The sequence below is a fragment of the Mesorhizobium sp. M0195 genome (assembly GCF_040322115.1).
Classification (GTDB): Bacteria; Pseudomonadota; Alphaproteobacteria; order Rhizobiales; family Rhizobiaceae; genus Mesorhizobium.
Genome location: NZ_JAMYSV010000005.1, coordinates 274,143 through 293,788 on the forward strand (window position 1 = coordinate 274,143; position 19,646 = coordinate 293,788).

Sequence of the window (19,646 nt, forward strand, 5' to 3'; positions counted from 1 at the left end):
CGGCTACTCCCTTTGACAACGAGTTTTTCCGCCAGGCATCTCGAACTATCCGGCAATATGGCCGCCCGAGCAACCATCCATCCGGTCTAATCCTACTCTGAACGATCGGGCAACAGAAATGGACGATGTGACATTTGCGGGAACAGCGGACGGGATTAGCGTTTCGTCGGCCGGCCGACAGGTCCAATAACAGGGAGGAATGTCATGAACGATGAAGACATCACCAAATTCGCAGCAAGCCTGCGAGGCGAAGTCATCCGCGCCGGCGACGCCGGCTATGACGAGGCCCGCAAGCTCTACAACGGCATGATCGACAAGCGGCCGCTGATCATCGCCCGCTGTGTCGACGTCGCCGACGTGATCACAGCGGTGAATTTCGGCCGCGACGACAATTTGCTGGTTGCGGTACGTGGCGGCGGCCATAACGGACCAGGATTGGGAAGTTGCGACGACGGTCTGGTGATCGACCTGTCGGCGATGAATGGTGTGCGCGTCGATCCGGATGCCCGTACGGCGCGGGTAGGCCCGGGCTGCACTCAGGGCGACGTCGACCACGCCACCCATGCCTTTGGCCTGGCCGTACCGGCGGGCATCATCTCGACCACCGGGGTCGCCGGACTGACGCTGAGCGGCGGCCATGGCTATCTGACGCGCAAATATGGCCTGACCATCGACAATCTGGTCGAGGCCGATGTCGTGCTTGCCGATGGAAGCTTCGTCACAGCAAGCAAGGAGCGGAACCCCAACCTGTTCTGGGCGCTTCGCGGCGGCGGCGGCAATTTCGGCATCGTCACCAGCTTTGTGTTCAAGCTCCACCAGGTCAGCATGGTCTTTGCGGGGCCGATCGCATGGGATCAGCGCCACGCCCGCACCATCATGCAGCATTATCGCGAGTTCCTGCCGAATGCGCCCGAGGAACTCGGGATCTTTCTCGGGCTCAAGACCGTCCTCTCGAGCGCACCGTTCCCGGAAGAGTTTTGGGGAAAGCGGATGTGCCTGCTGATGTGCTGCTACAACGGCCCGGAGGAAAAGGGCAGAGAGGCGCTGGCCCCGCTGCTCGATGCGCTGCCCGCGCCCTGGTTCAACTGGATGGGAACGATGCCCTATCCCGCGGTGCAGAGCATGTTCGATGGGCTCTACCCGAAGGGAATGCAGTGGTACTGGCGGGGCGATTTCGTCAAGACGCTGTCCGACGAGGCGATCGACGCCCATCTCGAGCAGGCGGCGAAGACGCCGAGCGAGCTATCGCTCATGCACCTCTACCCTATCGATGGCGCGGTCCATCGCGTCGGCAAAGACGAGACACCCTGGAATTACCGGGATGCGACCTGGTCGATGGTCATCGCCGGGATCGATCCGGACCCACAGAAAGCCGGGCCGGTGACGCGCTGGACCAAGGCCTACTGGGAGGCTGTGCATCCGTTCGATCTGGGTGGCGCCTACCTGAACTTCATGATGGATGACGAGGGCGATGCAAGGCTCAAGGCGGCTTATGGCGACAATTATGAGCGCCTGGCTACGCTGAAGAAGAAATACGACCCAAACAACCTCTTCCGGGTGAACCAAAACATCCGGCCGGCTGCTTGACGGCGGCGACCGGCCAGGCCGGCAAGTGTCGTACCGGCTGCGGGCCAGCTGAGGCTTGGCCGGTACGATAAGGCGGCCGGTTAGGGCGCTCGCTGGCCTGCCAGCGGGACACTCGGCCGCGCTCGCCGACCGTGTTCCATGAGCGATGTCCGGCATGCGTCAAAAGCGGTCGGCCCGCACCCTTAGGGTCACCCGTAGCCCCGCTTCAACCGACAAGTCCGGGAGAGTAGGCCTCGCGGTCAACGCGTTATGCCTCAACGACTGCTTCTCGCCAGCCCGATCGCGCCGGCAGCCACCGATAGTTTACGCCTCGATGTGGACGTCCGACCTCACGACGACATCCTCCAAGTGCTTATCGAGAACCGGTACTCCCTCCAGAACTAGATAAATTAGCAGTTTCTTAAGTGCCTTTGGAACTTTGTAGCTTTCGTTCCATTTTCAACCGCATGCGAGAGTCTGTGGTCCACGACCCTGGAATGACGGTGAACAGGTCACCGCCTCGCTACTCGCTGGTCCTGCCCGTATACAATGAAGAACAGGTGCTTCCTCGGCTGATCGAGCGGATCAGTTCGCTTATCGGCCGGCTGGACGGCGAAACGGAGGCCATCTTCGTCGATGACGGAAGCCTCGATGGAAGCGTCGAATACCTCCAAAAGGTGGTTGCCGCCGAGCCGCGCTTTCGGCTGATCGAATTTTCCCGCAATTTCGGTCACCAGGTGGCGATTACCGCCGGTATGGACGCCGCTGCGGGCGATGCCGTCATCGTCATGGATGCAGACCTGCAGGACCCGCCGGAAGTCGTTCTCGACCTGGTGGCAAAGTGGAAGGAAGGCTTCGAGATCGTCTATGCCCGCCGAGTCAAGCGCGAGGGCGAATCCTGGTTCAAGCGCTTTACGGCAAGTCTTTTTTATCGCCTGCTGGAGAAAATGACGTCGGTCGATATTCCGCGCGACGTCGGCGACTTCCGCCTGGTCGGCCGCAAGGCGCTGGAAACCTTCAAGCATATGCCCGAACATGACCGCTTCGTCAGGGGCATGTTCGGCTGGATGGGCTTCAAGCAGACGGCAGTGCCATTTGAGCGCCACGCCCGAACCCTGGGCCAGACCAAATACCCATTCTGGAAGATGATGCACCTTGCGGTTCACGGCATCGTTAGTTTCTCCGAGAAGCCGTTGCGCCTGGCCCTCTGGGGCGGATTGGCCATTTCCGCGCTTGCGGTGGTCTTTGGTGCCTACGCCATCTTTGCCTGGTTTTTTGAAACCGGCATCATTGCCGGCTGGACATCAACCGTGGTGATCGTGTCGCTCCTGTGCGGCATCAACCTTTTCATGACCGGCGTGGTCGGACTCTATGTCGGCAGCATCCACGCCGAGGTGAAACGCCGCCCGCTGTATGTGATCGATCGGCTCACCGGCTTCGACGAGGCGATGCGTGCCGTCTCTGGTGAGCGCCGCCGATCGTTTCACAAGCCCAGGAGTGGAGTCCCCGCCAATGGGCGAACTCTTCGACAGCTATAATTCCAACTATGGCGAGGCGGTCGAAGGGTCCATCCGGTTTTCCGGACTCAGGCACGACTTCTTCCTTGTCGCCAAGGCGGACCTGCTGCGGCGTCTGCTCGTCGAGCGAAAGCTTGGACAGGGTGGGGCGACCGTAAGGGCGCTGGATGTCGGCTGCGGCGTCGGTTCGCTCCACCCCTACCTCGAAGGTGCTTTCGACAGCCTGGATGGCTGCGACGTCTCGCAAGAATCGATCTTGCGTGCTAGCCAAGACAATTCGCGTGTGGCCTACAGGACCTGCAGCACGCAGCGGCTGCCTTATGAGGACGGCACGTTCGATCTGGCTTTCGCCAGCTGCGTCGTCCATCATGTCTCGCCCGCTGTCTGGCTGGATTTCTTCCTGGAACTGCGCCGCGTCGTGCGGCCGGGCGGCGTCGCCTGCATCATCGAGCACAATCCCTACAATCCACTGACGCGTCTTGCGGTGTTTCGGTGTCCGTTCGATCACGAGGCAGTCCTGCTCAACGCCGCTAAAGCAAGGTCCCTTTTTCAGGAAACAGGCTTCAGGGACATCCGCTCCGAGCATTTTCTGCTGCTACCCTCGGCAACGCCCTTGGCCAAAAAGGTCGAGCGCCTGCTTTCCGCCCTGCCGCTTGGAGCGCAGTATGCGTGCAGTGCGCATGTCTGAGCGCCGTTCGACCGGCGACGCTGGGCTGAGGCTGCTGGCGCGCTTCGGGTCGGTCGGCATTGCTGCAACGATCCTATATGCAGTGATGGCCACCGCTTTGGTCAAATGGCAACGGTTCGGCCTCTCGCCGGTCGGTGCCTCGCTCGCGGCTTATACCGCTGCCGCCCTGTTTTCTTATCTCGCGCATAAGTTCGTGACCTTCGCGTCGAGCGGATCGCATCGATCGGAGGCTCCGCGTTTTCTGTTGTTGACGGCGACAGGCTTCGCCGTTGCCTACGCGGCGCCGGCACTTTTGACCGCGAAATTCGGCCTTCCACCGATCATCGCCATCCTGGTTACATGCTTGCTTGTTCCGGCGGTCAATCTTCTCATGCTCGACCGCTGGGTTTTCGCGCAGCGAAGACGCGGCCAGCAGCGTGATCGCCTGCCCTAATCCGCCTCAATGGGATCGAGCCGGAGCGACAACAATTTGATGGAGCGCTTGTAGATGTTGCTGGCGGCCGGACTTGGCGGAATGCCGTCGAGGTAGTCGAAAGCGATGTCGAGTGTTTTAGCCTCGGCGAGAGCCGCCGGTGGGATAACGAACGAGACCGTTCGTGGCTCTTTGCCGGACAGCGTGACCGCATGCGCCCGAACGCGGTTTACCGAGATCACGACCCTTTGCGTGACCTGTGGCGGGCGAATGACGGCGGCCATTTGCAGCGTAGCCGTCAGGCCGTCGCGGAGCGGCGGTATCTTCAGGCGAAGCCGCGAGGTCTCGCCCAGCGAATGGGTGCCGTCGGCTACCGGTCCCGACCAGCCGCAGACCCTCATGCCGGCTGCCTTTTTGGCTCCGTCGGACCGGAACGACACCGTCTGGCCAAGGGTGTAGCTGCCGACCGCATCGCGATTGAGGCAGGTTGTCATCCAGTCGATGTAATAGGCGCGATAGTCGGCATTGACGTTTGGATTGACAGCAAGCGCAAGGATGATGACTTCCGCCCCGGCCAGAACCGCCGCCAGCGTGTAGCCGCCAAGCGAGGCCGCGCGCCGATGCGGGCCCGGAGTGCTAGACCAGGGCAAGATAGCCCCCGATCCATGCCACCGTCATGAAATAGCAGGCGCCAAGGAAGAGACCCAGAGCCGAAAGAAAAGTCAGCTTCGACGCCGACAACAACGTGGTCAGCAACATTGTCAGAGGCGCAAGCCCAATGACGTATCTGACCATGGAGGCCAGGTTCGTGATCAGCGGCAGGATGATGCAGCAGGCGCAGAACAGCGCGGCGCCATATTGCCTGCGAACCGCCAGAACCGCCGATAATGCCAGTCCTATGAGTGCGGCGAGCGCGCTCCATTGCGGCGCCGTAGGCAGCCATCCAGTCGTCGGAACGGCCGAGAGTCCATCCCATATGAAGGCGAGCGGATTGCCCGCCACCCGTCCAAACGCGCGCTGGACGTGCAGGAAGGCAAAGCCGTCCCCGACCGTCAGATAGAGGAACAGGATGTAGGCGAACAAGCCGGCAGGCGAGATGAGAATTGCAACGAGCAGATCCGGTCGGCCAAGCACCCAACGTGGGAACGAAAGCGCCGATCCGCCCTTTGCGCGGTAATCCCTGAACATCTGAATGACGGTCGCAAATACAACAAGCACTCCGACGAGCCTGGTTGCCGACAGCAGAGCCGATGACAGCCCCGCGATCAGATAGCTGGAGCGTTTGAGTGCCAGAAAAACGCACGACGTCAGGAGCACGAAAAGAGGTTCGGTCAGGAAAGTCGTGAAGTGAAAGGAGAACGGGCCGCTGAGCAGAAAGGCGCAATACAGCACATAAGCGCGCATGTTCTTCTCGAGCAGCGGCCACGCCACCAGACAGGCCGCGTAGCTGCACGCAATCGATGCGATCGACGCGAGCAGTATCGTCGGCAAAGGGAAAACAGACCGGATTGCCGCCACCAGCATCGGATAGAGCGGAAAGAAGCCCCAGCGTCCGACATTGCTCTGGCCTGGAATGGGAAAGCGCTCATAACCGTGTTCGGAAATGTCGACATACCACGCGCAATCCCACCGGCAGAGCGCCTGGGCATAGGCTGCGAAGCCTGGTTCCGCCGAGATCGAGGCAAATGCCGCATAGCGAATGGCCAGTCCACCGACGACGAACAGCAATGGCACCGCCACGACGGCGACCGCAATATAGCGACCGCCGGGACGCGCGACAGCTTCGAGCGCCACAATCTGCCTCCACCCGTTCAAGTGACTGGCGCCACTCAAAGCTAGATGACGCGCGCCCGGGCGAATTCAAGGCATGCATTTGGCGGCTCAAATTGGTGATACCAGCGATCCGGCGTCCCTGAGCCAGACCAGCATCTCGCTGCATCACGTTGAAATGGGTTCAGTCGACGCGTTTAACCCGTCGCGTAGGTATTTGTGCAGTCAAGCTGTTGTACACGACAGTTCGAATCCTGATACCGCGCTGGTGTACTCGGCCCTTGAGAATCTTTCAGCCTTCGGCAACATGGCGGCAAGGCTGAGAGCATGAGGATGAGCAAGGTCATTTCCGCCGCATCACGGCGTTCGCCGCGCAAGACACCGATGGCGCTGACCGAGGCGCTGGTCGCCCGCACTTTGCGTGCGGTCGAGGATGCCGGGCCGACACCGGGCATGGTCTACATGACCGATGCCGATTACGCGCGCATTCGCGACGAGGTGTTGGCCGGCGCGCCGGCCAGGCCGGTGAAGCTGTTCGCCTATGGCTCGCTGCTGTGGAAGCCGGCCGGCGAGGTCAGAGGTGGCGAACGGGCCGTGGCGACGGGCTGGCACCGTTCGTTCTGTTTTACGGTGCAGCGCTTCAGGGGCACCGTCGAGCAGCCCGGCCTGATGATGGCGCTCGACCGCGGCGGCCAATGCCAGGGCATGGTGTTCGAGACCGCCGAGCCCGTGGCGGCCAATCTCGAGGCGCTGCTGCGCCGCGAGATGACCATCCTGCCCTCCGTCAACGTGCCGCGCTGGCTGCAGGTCAGGACGGGCGGCGGCATGGGCCAAGCGCTTGGTTTCGTTGTCGATCGCGCCAATCCGCGCTATGCAGGAAAGCTCGAAAAGCAAGCGATAGCGGCGACCCTGGCAACGGCCGTCGGCCATTGGGGTTCGGGCGCCGAATATCTGTTCGAGACCATTCGCCATCTCGACGCCTGCGGCATCCGCGACCGCAATCTCTGGCAGCTGCAGGAACTTGTGGCCGAGGAGATCGGTCGGGCGCTGCCGCCGGGCTTCATTCGTCCCTGAGCCAGACCAGCATCTCGCCGGGGTCGCGGTTGTCCCAGGCGAAATACGGCACGGCGGTGACTTTTGCCTCCTCGACCGCCGGCGGTTCGGTGCGGTAGAGCCCCTCTTGCCAGTTTTCGAAAGCCGCCTTTTTGGCGATCGCCGAAAGTGTCACGACGCCGCCCAGAAGATTCGGCTGCTGATGCGCCTCGATGTCGGCCGTTCGCGGCAGGGCGATGCGGTGCAGCTGGCTGGAATTGTCGGTCTCCTCGACGCAATAGATCAGCGGCCCGCGCGCCAGTGCGACGCGGCCGATATCCTGCCGCACCTGGGGGTTGGCGTATAGACGGTCGACCGCCATTTCGAGGTCGAGCTCGACGCGGTCGCCCTTGCGCCATTCGCGGCGGACCGCGGCATAACCGTCGCTGGTGACAGTAGCCAGATCGACATCGGCGCCGTTCACCTTGAGCGTTCCCTTGCGGCACCAGCCCGGCAGGCGCAGGTGCAAGGTGAACGCGGTCGGCGCTTCCGGTTCGACGGAGATCGAGACCGCACCGTCCCAGGGATAATTGCTGGTCTGGGTCAGCTCTATTTGCCGGCCGGCGATATCGAAACGAGCCGTGCCGTTTCCATAGAGATGGACGGCGAGTGCGTCGTCCGACAGGCCATAGAAATAGCTGCCGATCGAGGCGACCATGCGCCCGACATTGGGCGGGCAGCACGGGCAGCGGTGCCATTTCCAGCGGTGGTGGGCGCCGCGGCTTTCGAGCGGATTTTCGTAGAAGAACAGCGAGCCGTCGAGCGACAGGCCGGAGATCGAGCCGTTGTAAAGCGCCCGCTCCATGATGTCGGCATAGCGCGCATTGGGACCCATGCCGAGCATGCGGCTCGCCCAGAACACCAGGCCGACCGAAGCACAGGTTTCGGCATAGGCGGTGTCGTTTGGCAGGTCGTAGTCGGCGGTGAAACCCTCATTGTGCGAGGACGGCCCGAGGCCGCCGGTGACGTAGAGGTTCTTGGTCATGAGATCGTCCCAAAGCCGGTCGAGCGCCACCCGTAGCGTGTCGTCGCCATATTCGGTGGCGATGTCGGCCATGCCCGAATAGAGATACATCGCCCGCACCGCATGGCCGACGACCTTGTCCTGCTCGCGTACCGGTTTGTGCGACTGGTTGTATTCATAGGTCTTGAAATGATACGCCTTGGGGTCGGCGCCGCGGGCGCGCGCCTCCTCGTCGTAATAATGCGGCTCAAGTCCCCGCTGGTCGATGAAATATCTGGCGAGGTCCATGTATCTGCGCTCGCCGGTCACCCGTGCCAGCTTGACCAGCGCCAGTTCGATCTCCTCATGGCCGCAATAGCCCTTCTTCTTGCCGGGCTCGGGACCGAACGTCTCGGCGATATGGTCGACATAACGGCACATGATGTCGAGCAGCTTGCGCTTGCCGGTGGCCTGGTAGTAGGCGACGGCGCCTTCGATCAGATGGCCGGCGCAATAGAGCTCGTGGCAGTCGCGCAGATTGGTCCAGCGCAGGCCGGGCTGGATGCGCTGGTACCAGCTCGACAGATAGCCATCGGGCTGCTGCAGCTTGCCGTACATATCGATGACAGCGTCGATCTTCTTCTCCAGCTCCTCGTTGCGGCGACGGTAGAGCGAATAGGCGGCAGTCTCGATGGTCTTGCCCCAATCGGAGTCCCAGAACATCTGCGTGGTCACCGTCGATCCGGTGAACTCGTTGCCGGCGGTGGCGGCCTCGTCCGGCGAGGGTGAGTGGAACGGGATGACGACGCCGGGCGACGGCCGGTCCGGGTCGATCTGCTCGAGCATGCGCGCCTCGACGCAGCGGTCATAGAGGATGCCGGCGGTCTTCGAGGCGACGGCATCGACGCGGTCGCCCCAGAAGCCGCGCACGTCGACCTGCGGCACCGGCAGCGGGCGGAAGGCGAGTTTCGGCTTGACGCCCTGACTGGCGGATTGCGATGCGGTCATCAATTCACTCCGGTTCGGTTCGATTGGTCACTTCACGGCCCCTGCCATTAGGCCGCGGATGTAGAAGCGCTGCAGCAATAGGAAGAGCACGAGGCACGGCACCATCATGACGGTGACGCCGGCCTGCACGGCACCCCAGTCGATGGCGCCGAAGCGGCCGGACTGGAGTGCGGTCATCATGATCGGCAGCGTGAATTTGGACTGGTCTGTCATCAGCACAAGGGCCGCCAGAAACTCGTTCCAGGCGCCGAGGAAGGCGAACAGCGCGATGGTGACGATGCCCGGCCAGACCAGCGGCAGCATCACCCTCAACAGCATGGTGACATTATTGGCGCCGTCCATGCGCGCGGCCTCCTCGATCTCGCGCGGCACCGCGTCGAAGGCGTTGCGCATCATGAAGATCGAGAACGGCAGCTGCAGCGTGACATAGACGCAGACCAGCCCGGTCAGCGTGTTGTGCAGGCCGATTTTTGTCAGCACCAGGAAGATCGGCGTCAGAATCGACTGGAACGGGATCATGATCGTCGACAGGATGACGACGAAGAGCAGGTTCTTCAGCGGAAAACGGAAGCGCGAGAAACCGTAGCCGGCGAGCACGCTGACGATCACTGACAGCACCACGGTCATGACCGAGACGTAGATGCTGTTTTGCGCCGGCAGCCAGAGGCCATCGCCGAAGGTGTTAAGCGTGGCGTAGTTCTCGAGCGAGATGCCGCTGGTCGGCCAGGGCGGCAGCGGCGGCTGGCGCGCTTCCTGCGCCGGCTTGAAGGCCGAAAGCACCGTCCAGGCGATCGGCGCCAGGAACAGTATGGACGCGATGATGCCGGTCGAGTGCTCGGCAATCTGCATGCCGATGCGGCGGTTGCGGCTCCTTGCCTGCGCCATCAGTCGACCCCCTCGGGCTGGCGCAGCAGCCGCAGCTGGATGAGGCTGAGCGCCACCAGGATGACCAGCAGGACCATCGAAAGTGCCGCGCCATAGCCGAGCTTGAACGACACGAAGGACTGGTTGAAGATCCAGTAGACGGCGGTCAGCGTCTGGTTGCGCGGGCCGCCGCGCAGGATGATGTAGAACTGGTCGAAGGCGAGGATCGAGCCGGCCACCGACAGGATCAGCGCCAGCGCCAGCGTGCGGCGCATCAAGGGCAAGGTAATCGCCCGGAACCGCGCGAATGGCCCTGCCCCGTCGATCATCGCCGCCTCCTGCAGGTCCGGCGGGATCGACTGCAGGCCGGTCATCAGGATGATCATGGTGAAGCCCGCCACCTTCCACACGACCATGGCGATGATCGACCAGAAGGCCGGCTGGAAGGTCGCCAGCAGGTTGAATTTCTTCTCGGTCAGGCCAAGCTCGAAGGCGGCCGGGCTGAACAGGCCGGAATCGACGTTGAGCAGCCACGACCACAAAAGGCTCGCCGAGGCAAAACCGATGACCGCCGGCATGAAGAAGGACGTGCGGTAGAAGCCGGTCAGCTGCCGCGGCCTTTCGATGAACAGCGCCAGCGGAAAGGCGACGGCGAAGATCGCGATCGTCACCACCACCGTGTAATAGCCGGTGAACCTCAGCGCGTTCCAGAAGCGGGTGTCGCGCAGGATCGCCCAGTAATTGTCGAGCCCGATAAAGCTATGCGCGCCCATCAGCGGCCAGTTGTGCAGCGACATCCAGGCGGTCATGCAAAGCGGCACGATGAAGAAGACGACGACCAGGGCGACGGCCGGCGCGACATAGAGCAGGCCGATCCACTGCCGGCGGCCGGCGCCGACCTGTTTGTATGCGCGCGCTGGCGCGGCGGTGGTTGCTGTGATGGTGGTCATGCCTGTTTTTCCATTGGCGGGACGTCCCCCTCCCCCTTGAGGGGAGGGTCCGGCCGAAGGCCGGGGGTGGGGTCCTCCGCGAAGCGCGCCGACATCAAAAGAGCGTCGAGCACTGCCGCGATGACCCCACCCGGACCTGCGGTCCGACCTCCCCTCAAGGGGGAGGTTAAGGGGCTGCGGGGGTGGGGTCCTCTGCGAAGTGCGCCGACGTTTCTTTCTGTCGAGCACTGCCGCAACGACCCCACCCGGACCTGCGGTCCGACCTCCCCTCGAGGGGGAGGTGGGCGCCGGCGCTTACTTCTGCGGCGCCGAATCGATGATCGACTGCATGGTCTCCTGGGCATTGGCGATGGCGCCGTCGACGTCTTCGCCGAAGAAGACCTCGTTCATCATCTGGTTCCACGGACCGTTGGCCGAGTTGATCAGGTCGTTGAACACCACCGAATAGGGCGTGCGGCCCTTGGCCATCGCTTCGGCGGCGACCTTGTAGCGCGGGTCGAGGTCCTTCAACGCCTCATTGGCGATGTCGCCGCGCACCGGCAGGCTGCCGTATTTCGCCAGGATGGTCTGGCCCTCGAGCGAATAGGCGAAATCGAGGAACTCCTTCACCACCGCGACCTTGGTGGTGCCCTTGGTGACGACGAAATTGTCGCCGCCGGCAAACGACGACCAGCCGCCGTCCTTGCCGGGCAGGAAGGTGATGCCGTAGTCGATATCCGGATATTGCGTGTTCAGCGCGCCGATGGCGAAGGCGCCGGACGGCGAGATGCCGATATTGCCGGTGGCGAAGGCGGCAAAGAAGTTGGAGCCGGTGTCGGTCTGTGCGCCTGAAGGCACCAGGTCCTTCTTGACCATCGAACGGTAGAGGTCGATGGCGCCGCGCATCTGCGGCGTGTCGAGCGTCGCCTTGGAGCCGTCCTCCGTCAGGATGTCGCCGCCCGAGGCCCAGATCAGCGGCGTGAAGGTGAAGATGTTGCAGCCGCCGCAATTGCCGGAGAAATAGAAGCCCTTGATGTCGCCGCCGAGCGCGTTGACCTTTTCGGCGTCGCTCTCGATCTCGGCCCAGTTGGTCGGGCCCTTTTCCGGGTCGAGGCCGGCCTGCTTGAACAGCTTCTTGTTCCAGATCAGCACCGAGGAATCCGCCGAGAACGGCAGCCCGTAGATGCGGCCCTTATAGGTGCCGGTCTTGACATGCGCCGGCGACAGGCTGGCGAAATAGGGCAGCGATTTCGCCCAGTCGGTGATGTCCTCCAGCTGGCCGGCGGCGGCGAAGGACGGCGTGTAGATCAGGTCGAGCGAGAGTGCATCCGGCGCGGTGCCGCCGGCGGCGGCGGCGCCGTATTTCGGGATGATTTCGGCATTGGGGATGATGTCCAGCTTGATCTGGTTCTGATGCCCCTTGTTGAAGGCGTCGACGATGCGCGGCATGAAGTTCGAGCCGTCGGCGCGCACCCAGATGTTGGCGGTGTCGGCGGCGGCCGAGCCGACTGTCGCCAGCGTGCCGAAAATGCTCGCGGCGATGGCGAGCCCGGTAATGGTGGTTCTCATGCTTCTCCTCCACATGGTTTTAACTCGGCCGCGCTCCCAAGCGGGTGACTATCGACACGGCCCGTTTCGTTTCAGCCGTCCGGCGGACGGCCGCATGACTGACGCACCACCAGCCGGCACGGCAGTTTTCTGATGCCCGGCACAGCGGGTTCGCCGCCGACGAGCGAAAGCAAGGCAAGGCCGGCCTCGCGGCCAAGTGCTGCGAGATTCATGTCGACCGAGGTCAGCGGCGGGCGGGTAGCCTCGGCGACGATCTGCCAATTGTCGAAGCCGATGACGCCGACTTCGTCAGGCACGCCGATACCGCGCTCGCGCAAGGCGTCGATGACGCCGCGCGCGATCTGGTCGTTGCCGCAAAACACCGCGTCCGGTTTTTCGCGCGTGCCGTCAAACCCCTCGCGGTCGAACAGCGTCTTGACCGCCTCATGCCCCCAGGCCTCCGACCAGTGGCCAAGCAGCGGCTCCATGACCGGCAAGCCGTTCTCGGCCAGCACCGCGCGATAGGCCTCGGCGCGGGCATGCACCACGGCAAAGCTTGCGGGACCGCTGACATGGGCGATGCGCCGCCGCCCGAGCCGACAAAAGTGCTCGACCGCCAGCCGCGCCCCGCCGGCATCGTCGGACACGAAAGCGATGGCGTTTGGATCGGGCTCGGTGAAGGCATAGATCGCCGGAATGCCGAGATTGGCGAGGTCGACCGGCAGATGGCGGTCGATGCGCTTGCCGGTGGCGATGATGCCGTCGACGCGCTTGTCGAGCATGGCATCGACATGCAGCTGGGCAAGGCGCGGGTCGTCCTCGACATTGCACAAAAACACCGAGACGCCGGCATCGACCAGCGCATCGGAAACGCCGGCCATCAGCGGCAGCGAAAAGCGACCATAGGTGTCGTTGGTCAAAAGCCCGACGGTAAAGGAGCGCCGCCTGAGCAGGCTCTGCGCCAGGCTGTTCGGGCGAAAGCCGAGCCGCTGCGCCGTCTCGCGAATCCGGGTCCGCGTCTCGGCCGTCATCCGCCCCTGCCCGTTCAGCGCCTTCGAGGCGGTGGCGACGCTGACGCCGGCGATGGCGGCCACCTCACGCAAGGTGACGGGCTGCTTGGCGGGCGTTGGCTGGACGTCGGACGCCATGATTTGGATATGATCCTCCCAGGTGGGAAAAGCTTTTCTCTTATGTCCCTGCGGGGTGCTGAATGGTGAGGTCAGCGGATGCGAGGCGAGTTGGGAAAAGGTTTTCTCAAGGGAGAGATTAGGACGAAGGATGTGGCGATGGCAAGGGGGGAATGGCCGCTCAGCGGCACCGCGATGGAATGATCGCGGTGCCGTAGTCTACCCGCAAGGCTAGCAGCTCTCAGTCTGCGGATCGCAAGCCTTGTTTTTTTGCTTCTGCGGCTTGGGCTTGGCTGCCTGTTCCGGCTCGGCCTGCTGCGGCTCGGTGGCGGGCTGCTCCTTGGCCTTCCGCTTCTCAGGCTTGGCCGCCTGCTCGGGCTCGGCCTGCTGCTGTTCTGCGGCGGGCTGCTTCCTGGTCTTCGGCTTCTCAGGCTTGGCCGCCTGCTCCGGCTCGGTCTGTTGCTGCTCGGCGGCGGGCTGCTTCTTGGTCTTCGGCTTCTCAGGCTTGGCCGCCTGTTCGGGCTCGGCCTGCTGCTGCTCGGCGGCGGGCTGCTTCCTGGTCTTCTGCTTCTCAGGCTTGGCCGCCTGCTCGGGCTCAGCCTGCTGCTCGGCGGCGGGCTGCTTCTTGGTCTTCGGCTTCTCAGGCTTGGCCGTCTGTTCCGGCTCGGCCTGTTGCTGCTCGGCGGCGGGCTGCTTCTTGGTCTTCTGCTTCTCAGGCTTGGCCGCCTGTTCCGGCTCGCCCTGCTGCTCGGTGATCGGCTGCTCGCCGACCTTCGGCTTCTCAGGCTTGGCGGTTTCTTCGGGCTTGGCCTGCTCGGTCGTTGCAGCGCCTTCGGTCGGCTTCGATTTGCGGCCAGCCTGAACCTGCTTCACCTCCTCGATGTCTTTGAGCTTGGCTGGTTTGGCCTTAGGATCGGCTTTGACCTCGCCCTCAAAGACAGCGACCGTATCTTTTTCCAGTTTGCCGGACCGCTCGGGCGCGTCGGTCTTGCTGACCTTGACGGCAGTCACCTTCTGGTTCGTCTCCTTTTCGATCACATCGACATCGATGACTTTGTTGATCACGACGTTGTTCCGGATCGTCACGTCGCCAGCCGGCTCGGCCGCCTCGACGATGCGCACAAATTCCGGCTCATCACGGATAACGACGGTAGAAATGTCCGCGGCAAGGAATTCGCGGGTGGGGACCACAACCCAGTAATAATCCGGCGTCGTGTCGAAGGTCACCTCGATTGAAATCAAATCCGGATCGCGGCGCGGCGGCAGCGGAGCCCAAATCATGTGCTCCCTGTCACGACGCCAACTCACCCATGCTGGCGCCCAGCGAGTGCCCGGAACCCAGTACCAGCCGATATCGTCGGCATAGCCCCACCGGCCGTAATGGTACGTCGCCCAGCCGAATGGCTCGTCGGACACCCAGAGCCAGCCATACTGCTCGGTGTAGACCCAGTGTCCAAGCGTATACGGACGCCAATCGTCCGGCACATCGACCGGCACGAAAACGGTCGCTCCGTGATACGAGACCCAATCGCCGTAAGAAGACAGGTCTTCATAGAATGTGCTGATCGAAACGGTGGTGGCGGCCCTTGCCTCGGACACAAGCGACAATGGCGCAATTGGGTTGGGAATGTCGACAACTGTGAGCAGGCACGCGGTTACGCCGCCCAGCATCAGTCGCACCGCATGGTGGGCAAGGACGCGTTTCATCGTAATCTTCCTCCGAAACAGATCGCCCTTCATCCTACAAACCCGCCGGCTGCCGGATTGTTCCACTTTGCCGATGTTACCCGCATCCGCTCACGCAACGGCTTGGCATCGCATGACGATATTTGGGATCAGAGTTGCTTCATGAAGGCGGCGACCGTCACAAATGCGCGCCGAAGGCGCGGCGATAGGTCGTTGGCCAGCGGGCCCGACGGTAAGCGAGCCGCCGCAACAGGCTCTGCGCCAGGCTGTTCGGGCGAAAGTCAAGCCGCTGCGCCGTCTCGCGAATCCAACTCCGCGGCGCGGCCGTCATCCGGCCCTGCCCGTTCAGCGCTTTTGAGGCGATGGCAGCGCTAACGCCGGCAAGGGCTGCCACTTCACGCAGGGTGACGGGTTGTTTGACAGGCGTTGGCTGCGCATCGGACGCCATGATTTGGGTATGATCCACCCGGTTGAGAAGCCTTTCTCTTATGGGCCTGCGGGGTGCTGATTGGTGAGGTCAGCGGGTGCGGGGCGGGTTGGGAAAAAGGTTTTCTCAGGGAGGAGATTAAGGGAAGGATGTGGGATGGCAAGGGGCAGGTTGCGCGACCCGTCTGGGGCGGAATATGCGTCTATTGAACGAACGACGCTTTCACGCGCCACCAATCCGGAGAAGAAACCAGAGTTCGCCATTCTCCTCACCAGACGAGATCACCCCATGATGATCGGTTCTGGCGAAATGCGGGATGTCGATTTTGGCCATGGGGTCCGTGCATCTGACCAGCATGGTGCACCCCCGCATCAATGTCTTCGCCGCTCGCCTAGCCTTCAGCACAGGGATAGGACAATTTAAGCCGCGCGTATCTACTTCGGTGGTGGTGGACAGCGGCGAAACTGTAGTGGAACAGTTCATATCATCGCCTCCACATCCGTTAAACTAAGAAAGAACCCATGCGCTCGTTCCAGCTCTTCGCCGGGACGCTTTATAAGCATGTCGCCCTTGCCGAGAAGATCTTCGGCCCCAGTTTCGTCAAGAATGATCTGCGATTCTGTACTCTTCTGGACCGTAAGCGCGATGCGGGACGGAATGTTGCTGCGAATGAGGCCGCTGAACGTCTTGGCGTCAGGTCTTTGAGTTGCCAGCACTAGATGAATACCTGCCGCCCGGGCGGCTTGAGCGAGCCGTACGATCTTCGACTCAACGGTCCGATCCTGAATGATAAGATCGGCTAGTTCATCGATGAACGCCACAATAAACGGAAATCCGCCTGCTTTCCGGCGTGCATCTAACACATTATTCACGCCCAGAGCTTTGAGCTGGACGTAGCGGCTGTCCATCTCGATGACTAAGGCATCAATCGCATTACGGGCTTGGTTTACGCCGGATGCAACTTCGTTGTTCCAGAGGTATTTGCTGCCTTCATAAACCGCAAACTCTACCTGCTTGGGATCTATAAGACAAAGTTTCAGTGTGTCCGGCGTGTGGCGCGTGATCAGCGAAACTATTAGGACATGCATGCATACACTTTTACCCTGTCCGGTCGCTCCACCAACAAGCAGATGCGGTGCGGTGGCGAGATCAAAGTGGACGTTCTGACCCGTAACGCCCTGGCCGGGGAATACTTCCAGCGTGCTGTCTTTGCGCGGTATTGAATCGAGCGCCGCTTCGAGATCCTTGCGCCCGGCATTGATCCACGTCGTTCTTGGGCGCGGAATGTCTAGAGCAAGCGTGTTGGCCTCATCGGAAGTGCCAAGCGTGGGCATCATGTTTTGTAGATTCAGGGCGAGAGCCAGCCGCTCTAGCCCTTTTCGAAGCTTGTCAAGCTGATTGACGTCCCGCAACAGCACTTTGTAGCGCGACACGCGCGGCCCATGCACGACGCCTTTGACGTCAGCGCTCACGCCAATATCGGAGAGAGCCTTTATCAGTAGCTTGGAAATATCCTCCGTTGCGGCGGCGGGAACCATATCTCCGAGTGCGCGTACGCCATTGTCAGCGCGCGTATCGGGCAGATCGGAACGTCGTTTCAGTAAGATCCCGATGAAGGCATCATAATCCTCATTCACGTCTTTCCAGTCATTCATCAGAAGGCTGGCGCCGCGATGCCAATGCCGCCGAACAGCAGTTCTAAAACTATCCATGCTGTCGAAAGACCCACCGCCATGAATCGATGCATGTGTGGCTAGGAGACCGACCCACGTCGTCACGTCGACCTGGGTAAAGAGCGAGGTGGCTGGGATTTCAAGCCCCTTTGCGTCAACAGTGTCATCTGGTAGCGCTCCTGCAGCCAGCGACCGCCCAATGGCCAGCCGGGCGACATTGGCCTTGGTAGAAAGGGCAAGTCCTTCCATCAGCGCCTTTGTTTTTGCATCGGCGTGGGCACTAGTTCGGAAACGCGATGACATAATTTGCTGGACCGTGAGCGTTGTCATTCGGCCGCTTCCACAAAATAGCGATCCTCGCGGGCGCTAGTGCGCCCTACGCCGTCACCTACATCCATGTGCTCCAGAAGGTATGTCTTCGAAACGTGTCTGGCGATCCGGCGATGAAACTCAGGGTCAATTTCTTTGTCCTGGCTCAAAAGAATTACCTGGCGGGTTGCATCATTCGTCCAAAATTGCAGAATGTTGTGGCGGTGGCGGCTGTCGAGCCTGCCCAATGGGGTATCCACCACAAGGGGCGCATTGATGCCAGAAACTTTAGCGAGGCCCGCGATCAGAGCCGTCGCAAATATCTGGTTCTCTCCAGCAGACCGGTCGAAAGTTATGGCCTTGCCGGACTTTCCCAATATCTTGGACGTGCCATCGTTGGCGATGACAATGCGCGAGACTTGATCCTTGTGCGCAAGCTGCCGGTAGACCTGGGTCATGGAACTGCCGAGTTCCTTAACCTTTAGAGGGAAAAGAGCCGGGACCAGGTCCTCGATCACAGCTCGGATGCGTTCCGACTTTGTGATGATCGATCTGAGCGGTGAGGACTCATCGAGCTTCTTCTTCTCTCTTTCAAAATCCGCGCGCTGCCGGACGATATCCGTCTCGAGCGCCGTCTTCCGGCGCTCCTCAGTACGAATGTCCTCGTCGCATTTTTCAATCCTCTGCTGAACAGCCTTTAACTCCTGGGTCAGAGCCGCAAGCGTTCCGTCGCGGTCAATGCCTTCCAACTTCGAGATCTTACGGCCGAGGTCATCGATACGCTGGGTGAGATGTCCGTGCTCGGACAACAGGTCCTGCACCTCGCGGTGGCTGACCGCGATCGAATCAAGAAATTCAAGCGTCTTAGTCCGGTCGGTGGGAGATAAATACGAATGAACGATTCTGTCTGCGCACTCATCGGGTGGGGGGTAGAACAGCGCGCCCCACGCAGCGTCGATGCGCGCATTGAGCGCGGCCCCCTGGCTGTCGGACAACGGGGGATCGATCGAAGGGAGCACCTGTCGGTCGAGTGCTGTACGGAATTCGTTTTTCCGTGGTTCAAGCGCCTGCTTCTCACCTTCCCACTTGAAGTAACGCACCTCAGCTTCGAGTTGGTGGCGCATCGTCTCCAATATGGGCTTTGAGGCCAGATGAAACGGCAGACGACCGGAAAGGATCTCTTCTTGCGCACGTAAATTCTCGCGCTGGGCATTCCGGAACTGTTCACGCTCCTCGACCAATTCTTTATAAGTCGCGGTGTCCCCTCCGCCGCCGCCGGCGGACGTCACGCGCTCCAAAATTGACTGGAACTCGGCCGTGAGAAGCCGTTTCTGCTCCTTGGCGGTTTCGATCTGCTGAACGACTTCCCGTTCCAGCCTTTCATTCTCGCGCAGACTGCGCTCTAAAACCGCAAGCCGCTCTTCGTCAACGGTAACCACGCCTTGCCGCCGTGACTGCTCGAACTGCCGCAGCCGATCCGATAACGATCGCAGCAGCACCACGCCAAGCAGGCCTTCGAGTCCCTGCTTGACCTGCTCGATTCGGCTTTGATCGGCGAGCTTCTTCACTTCCTCACCGTCGAAAAAGAAAAACGGCGCGATATGCGCAGGGACGAAAAAATCGTCCAGCATGTCGGCCAGATTAAAGCCGTTCTTACCATCCGAGCGCGGCATCTCGGGCACATTCCGGGTAATCGCTCGCACAGTGGTTTCCTCGTCAGTCCAACTGCCGTTGCTTCGGAAATACCATTTGCGCGTGATCTCAATAGCTTTAAGCTTGCTACGATGTACTGTTACGCGCACCAGCATGGTGTCGCGGCTATCCCGCAGCGCCTCGCCATTGAAGGCCTTTTCGAGAAAAGTAGGATAACCCCGCACGTCGTCGGTCTTCAGACCGGCGCGCGCGAGGTGGGCTAGGGCATCCTTGCCGTAAAGACAAAGATACAGCGCCTCCAGAATCGACGTTTTCCCATAACCATTGAGGCCGCCGATCAGGACGACATTTTTGCCATTACTTGGCTCGGGAAAAGTGAACTCCTGATGTTGATACGACTTAAAGCAGACCAGTTCGATTTTGGATACCCACAT

Annotated in this window: 17 protein-coding genes and 1 pseudogene; 6 read left to right on the top strand and 12 right to left on the bottom strand. The window is 61.5% G+C overall.

Features of this window, described 5'->3' with window-relative positions; genetic code table 11:
• Positions 1-204: 204 nt before the first annotated feature.
• The 4 genes from NKJ12_RS14225 to NKJ12_RS14240 all read left to right on the top strand — a co-directional run bounded on the left by NKJ12_RS14225 (position 205) and on the right by NKJ12_RS14240 (position 4,204).
• Positions 205-1,587 (top strand): FAD-binding oxidoreductase, encoded by a 1,383-nt coding sequence (locus tag NKJ12_RS14225; protein WP_352703302.1) that lies wholly within the window; start codon positions 205-207, stop codon positions 1,585-1,587.
• 476 nt (positions 1,588-2,063) lie between these two features.
• Entirely contained in the window at positions 2,064-3,104 is a 1,041-nt protein-coding gene (locus NKJ12_RS14230; protein ID WP_352509473.1) for a glycosyltransferase family 2 protein, read from the top strand.
• Positions 3,079-3,771: a class I SAM-dependent methyltransferase gene (locus NKJ12_RS14235; protein ID WP_352509455.1), complete on the top strand. Its 693-nt coding sequence runs from the start codon at positions 3,079-3,081 to the stop codon at positions 3,769-3,771. The genes NKJ12_RS14230 and NKJ12_RS14235 overlap by 26 nt, the downstream gene beginning before the upstream one ends.
• Complete coding sequence (locus NKJ12_RS14240) at positions 3,749-4,204, top strand: GtrA family protein (RefSeq protein ID WP_352703304.1); 456 nt, start codon at positions 3,749-3,751, stop codon at positions 4,202-4,204. The genes NKJ12_RS14235 and NKJ12_RS14240 overlap by 23 nt, the downstream gene beginning before the upstream one ends.
• Here the strand turns inward: NKJ12_RS14240 and NKJ12_RS14245 are convergent.
• Together NKJ12_RS14245 and NKJ12_RS14250 are read right to left on the bottom strand one after the other, a co-directional pair.
• The gene (locus tag NKJ12_RS14245) at positions 4,201-4,833 is read right to left on the bottom strand and encodes a hypothetical protein (RefSeq protein WP_352509452.1); all 633 of its coding nucleotides are present in this window, start codon (positions 4,831-4,833) and stop codon (positions 4,201-4,203) included. The genes NKJ12_RS14240 and NKJ12_RS14245 overlap by 4 nt on opposite strands.
• Entirely contained in the window at positions 4,820-5,977 is a 1,158-nt protein-coding gene (locus NKJ12_RS14250) for a putative hexosyltransferase (RefSeq protein WP_352703307.1), read from the bottom strand. The genes NKJ12_RS14245 and NKJ12_RS14250 overlap by 14 nt, the downstream gene beginning before the upstream one ends.
• Positions 5,978-6,050: 73 nt before the next feature.
• Between NKJ12_RS14250 and NKJ12_RS14255 the strand changes: the two genes are divergently transcribed.
• Together NKJ12_RS14255 and NKJ12_RS14260 are read left to right on the top strand one after the other, a co-directional pair.
• Positions 6,051-6,284, top strand: a complete 234-nt coding sequence (locus NKJ12_RS14255; RefSeq protein WP_352509449.1) for a hypothetical protein — start codon at positions 6,051-6,053, stop codon at positions 6,282-6,284.
• Positions 6,285-6,286: 2 nt separating this feature from the next.
• Positions 6,287-7,027, top strand: coding sequence for a gamma-glutamylcyclotransferase (locus NKJ12_RS14260; protein ID WP_352703309.1), 741 nt, complete (start codon positions 6,287-6,289; stop codon positions 7,025-7,027).
• On the opposite strand, the gene NKJ12_RS14265 is transcribed toward NKJ12_RS14260, so the two are convergent.
• The 10 genes and pseudogenes from NKJ12_RS14265 to dndD all read right to left on the bottom strand — a co-directional run bounded on the left by NKJ12_RS14265 (position 7,014) and on the right by dndD (position 19,646).
• Positions 7,014-8,996, bottom strand: coding sequence for a glycoside hydrolase family 127 protein (locus NKJ12_RS14265; protein WP_352703311.1), 1,983 nt, complete (start codon positions 8,994-8,996; stop codon positions 7,014-7,016). The genes NKJ12_RS14260 and NKJ12_RS14265 overlap by 14 nt on opposite strands.
• 27 nt (positions 8,997-9,023) lie before the next feature.
• Complete coding sequence (locus NKJ12_RS14270; protein WP_352703313.1) at positions 9,024-9,881, bottom strand: carbohydrate ABC transporter permease; 858 nt, start codon at positions 9,879-9,881, stop codon at positions 9,024-9,026.
• Positions 9,881-10,810, bottom strand: coding sequence for a carbohydrate ABC transporter permease (locus NKJ12_RS14275; RefSeq protein WP_352703315.1), 930 nt, complete (start codon positions 10,808-10,810; stop codon positions 9,881-9,883). Before NKJ12_RS14275 ends, NKJ12_RS14270 begins: the two co-directional genes overlap by 1 nt.
• Before the next feature lie 294 nt (positions 10,811-11,104).
• Positions 11,105-12,358 (bottom strand): ABC transporter substrate-binding protein, encoded by a 1,254-nt coding sequence (locus NKJ12_RS14280; protein WP_352703317.1) that lies wholly within the window; start codon positions 12,356-12,358, stop codon positions 11,105-11,107.
• Between the two features lie 71 nt (positions 12,359-12,429).
• Positions 12,430-13,485 (bottom strand): LacI family DNA-binding transcriptional regulator, encoded by a 1,056-nt coding sequence (locus tag NKJ12_RS14285; protein WP_352703319.1) that lies wholly within the window; start codon positions 13,483-13,485, stop codon positions 12,430-12,432.
• A gap of 210 nt (positions 13,486-13,695) precedes the next feature.
• Complete coding sequence (locus NKJ12_RS14290) at positions 13,696-15,171, bottom strand: DUF6600 domain-containing protein (RefSeq protein ID WP_352703320.1); 1,476 nt, start codon at positions 15,169-15,171, stop codon at positions 13,696-13,698.
• Positions 15,172-15,382: 211 nt separating this feature from the next.
• Positions 15,383-15,598, bottom strand: a pseudogene (locus NKJ12_RS14295) (LacI family DNA-binding transcriptional regulator); the annotation flags it as partial.
• 201 nt (positions 15,599-15,799) lie between these two features.
• Positions 15,800-16,060 carry a sulfurtransferase TusA family protein gene (locus NKJ12_RS14300; protein WP_352703322.1) on the bottom strand — a complete coding sequence of 87 codons (261 nt, stop codon included), beginning with the start codon at positions 16,058-16,060 and terminating at the stop codon, positions 15,800-15,802.
• Positions 16,057-17,580: an FtsK/SpoIIIE domain-containing protein gene (locus tag NKJ12_RS14305; RefSeq protein WP_352703324.1), complete on the bottom strand. Its 1,524-nt coding sequence runs from the start codon at positions 17,578-17,580 to the stop codon at positions 16,057-16,059. Before NKJ12_RS14305 ends, NKJ12_RS14300 begins: the two co-directional genes overlap by 4 nt.
• Positions 17,577-19,646: a DNA sulfur modification protein DndD gene (gene dndD / locus NKJ12_RS14310; protein WP_352703326.1), complete on the bottom strand. Its 2,070-nt coding sequence runs from the start codon at positions 19,644-19,646 to the stop codon at positions 17,577-17,579. Before dndD ends, NKJ12_RS14305 begins: the two co-directional genes overlap by 4 nt.

What these genes read in the sequence shown, in the direction of transcription:
- NKJ12_RS14225 (WP_352703302.1), top strand. Translation starts at nt 205, where the DNA reads ATGAACGATGAAGACATCACCAAATTCGCAGCAAGCCTGCGAGGCGAA.
- NKJ12_RS14230 (WP_352509473.1), top strand. Translation starts at nt 2,064, where the DNA reads ATGACGGTGAACAGGTCACCGCCTCGCTACTCGCTGGTCCTGCCCGTA.
- NKJ12_RS14235 (WP_352509455.1), top strand. Translation starts at nt 3,079, where the DNA reads ATGGGCGAACTCTTCGACAGCTATAATTCCAACTATGGCGAGGCGGTC.
- NKJ12_RS14240 (WP_352703304.1), top strand. Translation starts at nt 3,749, where the DNA reads ATGCGTGCAGTGCGCATGTCTGAGCGCCGTTCGACCGGCGACGCTGGG.
- NKJ12_RS14255 (WP_352509449.1), top strand. Translation starts at nt 6,051, where the DNA reads ATGCATTTGGCGGCTCAAATTGGTGATACCAGCGATCCGGCGTCCCTG.
- NKJ12_RS14260 (WP_352703309.1), top strand. Translation starts at nt 6,287, where the DNA reads ATGAGCAAGGTCATTTCCGCCGCATCACGGCGTTCGCCGCGCAAGACA.
- NKJ12_RS14265 (WP_352703311.1), bottom strand. Translation starts at nt 8,996, where the DNA reads ATGACCGCATCGCAATCCGCCAGTCAGGGCGTCAAGCCGAAACTCGCC.
- NKJ12_RS14270 (WP_352703313.1), bottom strand. Translation starts at nt 9,881, where the DNA reads ATGGCGCAGGCAAGGAGCCGCAACCGCCGCATCGGCATGCAGATTGCC.
- NKJ12_RS14275 (WP_352703315.1), bottom strand. Translation starts at nt 10,810, where the DNA reads ATGACCACCATCACAGCAACCACCGCCGCGCCAGCGCGCGCATACAAA.
- NKJ12_RS14280 (WP_352703317.1), bottom strand. Translation starts at nt 12,358, where the DNA reads ATGAGAACCACCATTACCGGGCTCGCCATCGCCGCGAGCATTTTCGGC.
- NKJ12_RS14285 (WP_352703319.1), bottom strand. Translation starts at nt 13,485, where the DNA reads ATGGCGTCCGACGTCCAGCCAACGCCCGCCAAGCAGCCCGTCACCTTG.
- NKJ12_RS14290 (WP_352703320.1), bottom strand. Translation starts at nt 15,171, where the DNA reads ATGAAACGCGTCCTTGCCCACCATGCGGTGCGACTGATGCTGGGCGGC.
- NKJ12_RS14300 (WP_352703322.1), bottom strand. Translation starts at nt 16,060, where the DNA reads ATGAACTGTTCCACTACAGTTTCGCCGCTGTCCACCACCACCGAAGTA.
- NKJ12_RS14305 (WP_352703324.1), bottom strand. Translation starts at nt 17,580, where the DNA reads ATGACAACGCTCACGGTCCAGCAAATTATGTCATCGCGTTTCCGAACT.
- dndD (WP_352703326.1), bottom strand. Translation starts at nt 19,646, where the DNA reads ATGTGGGTATCCAAAATCGAACTGGTCTGCTTTAAGTCGTATCAACAT.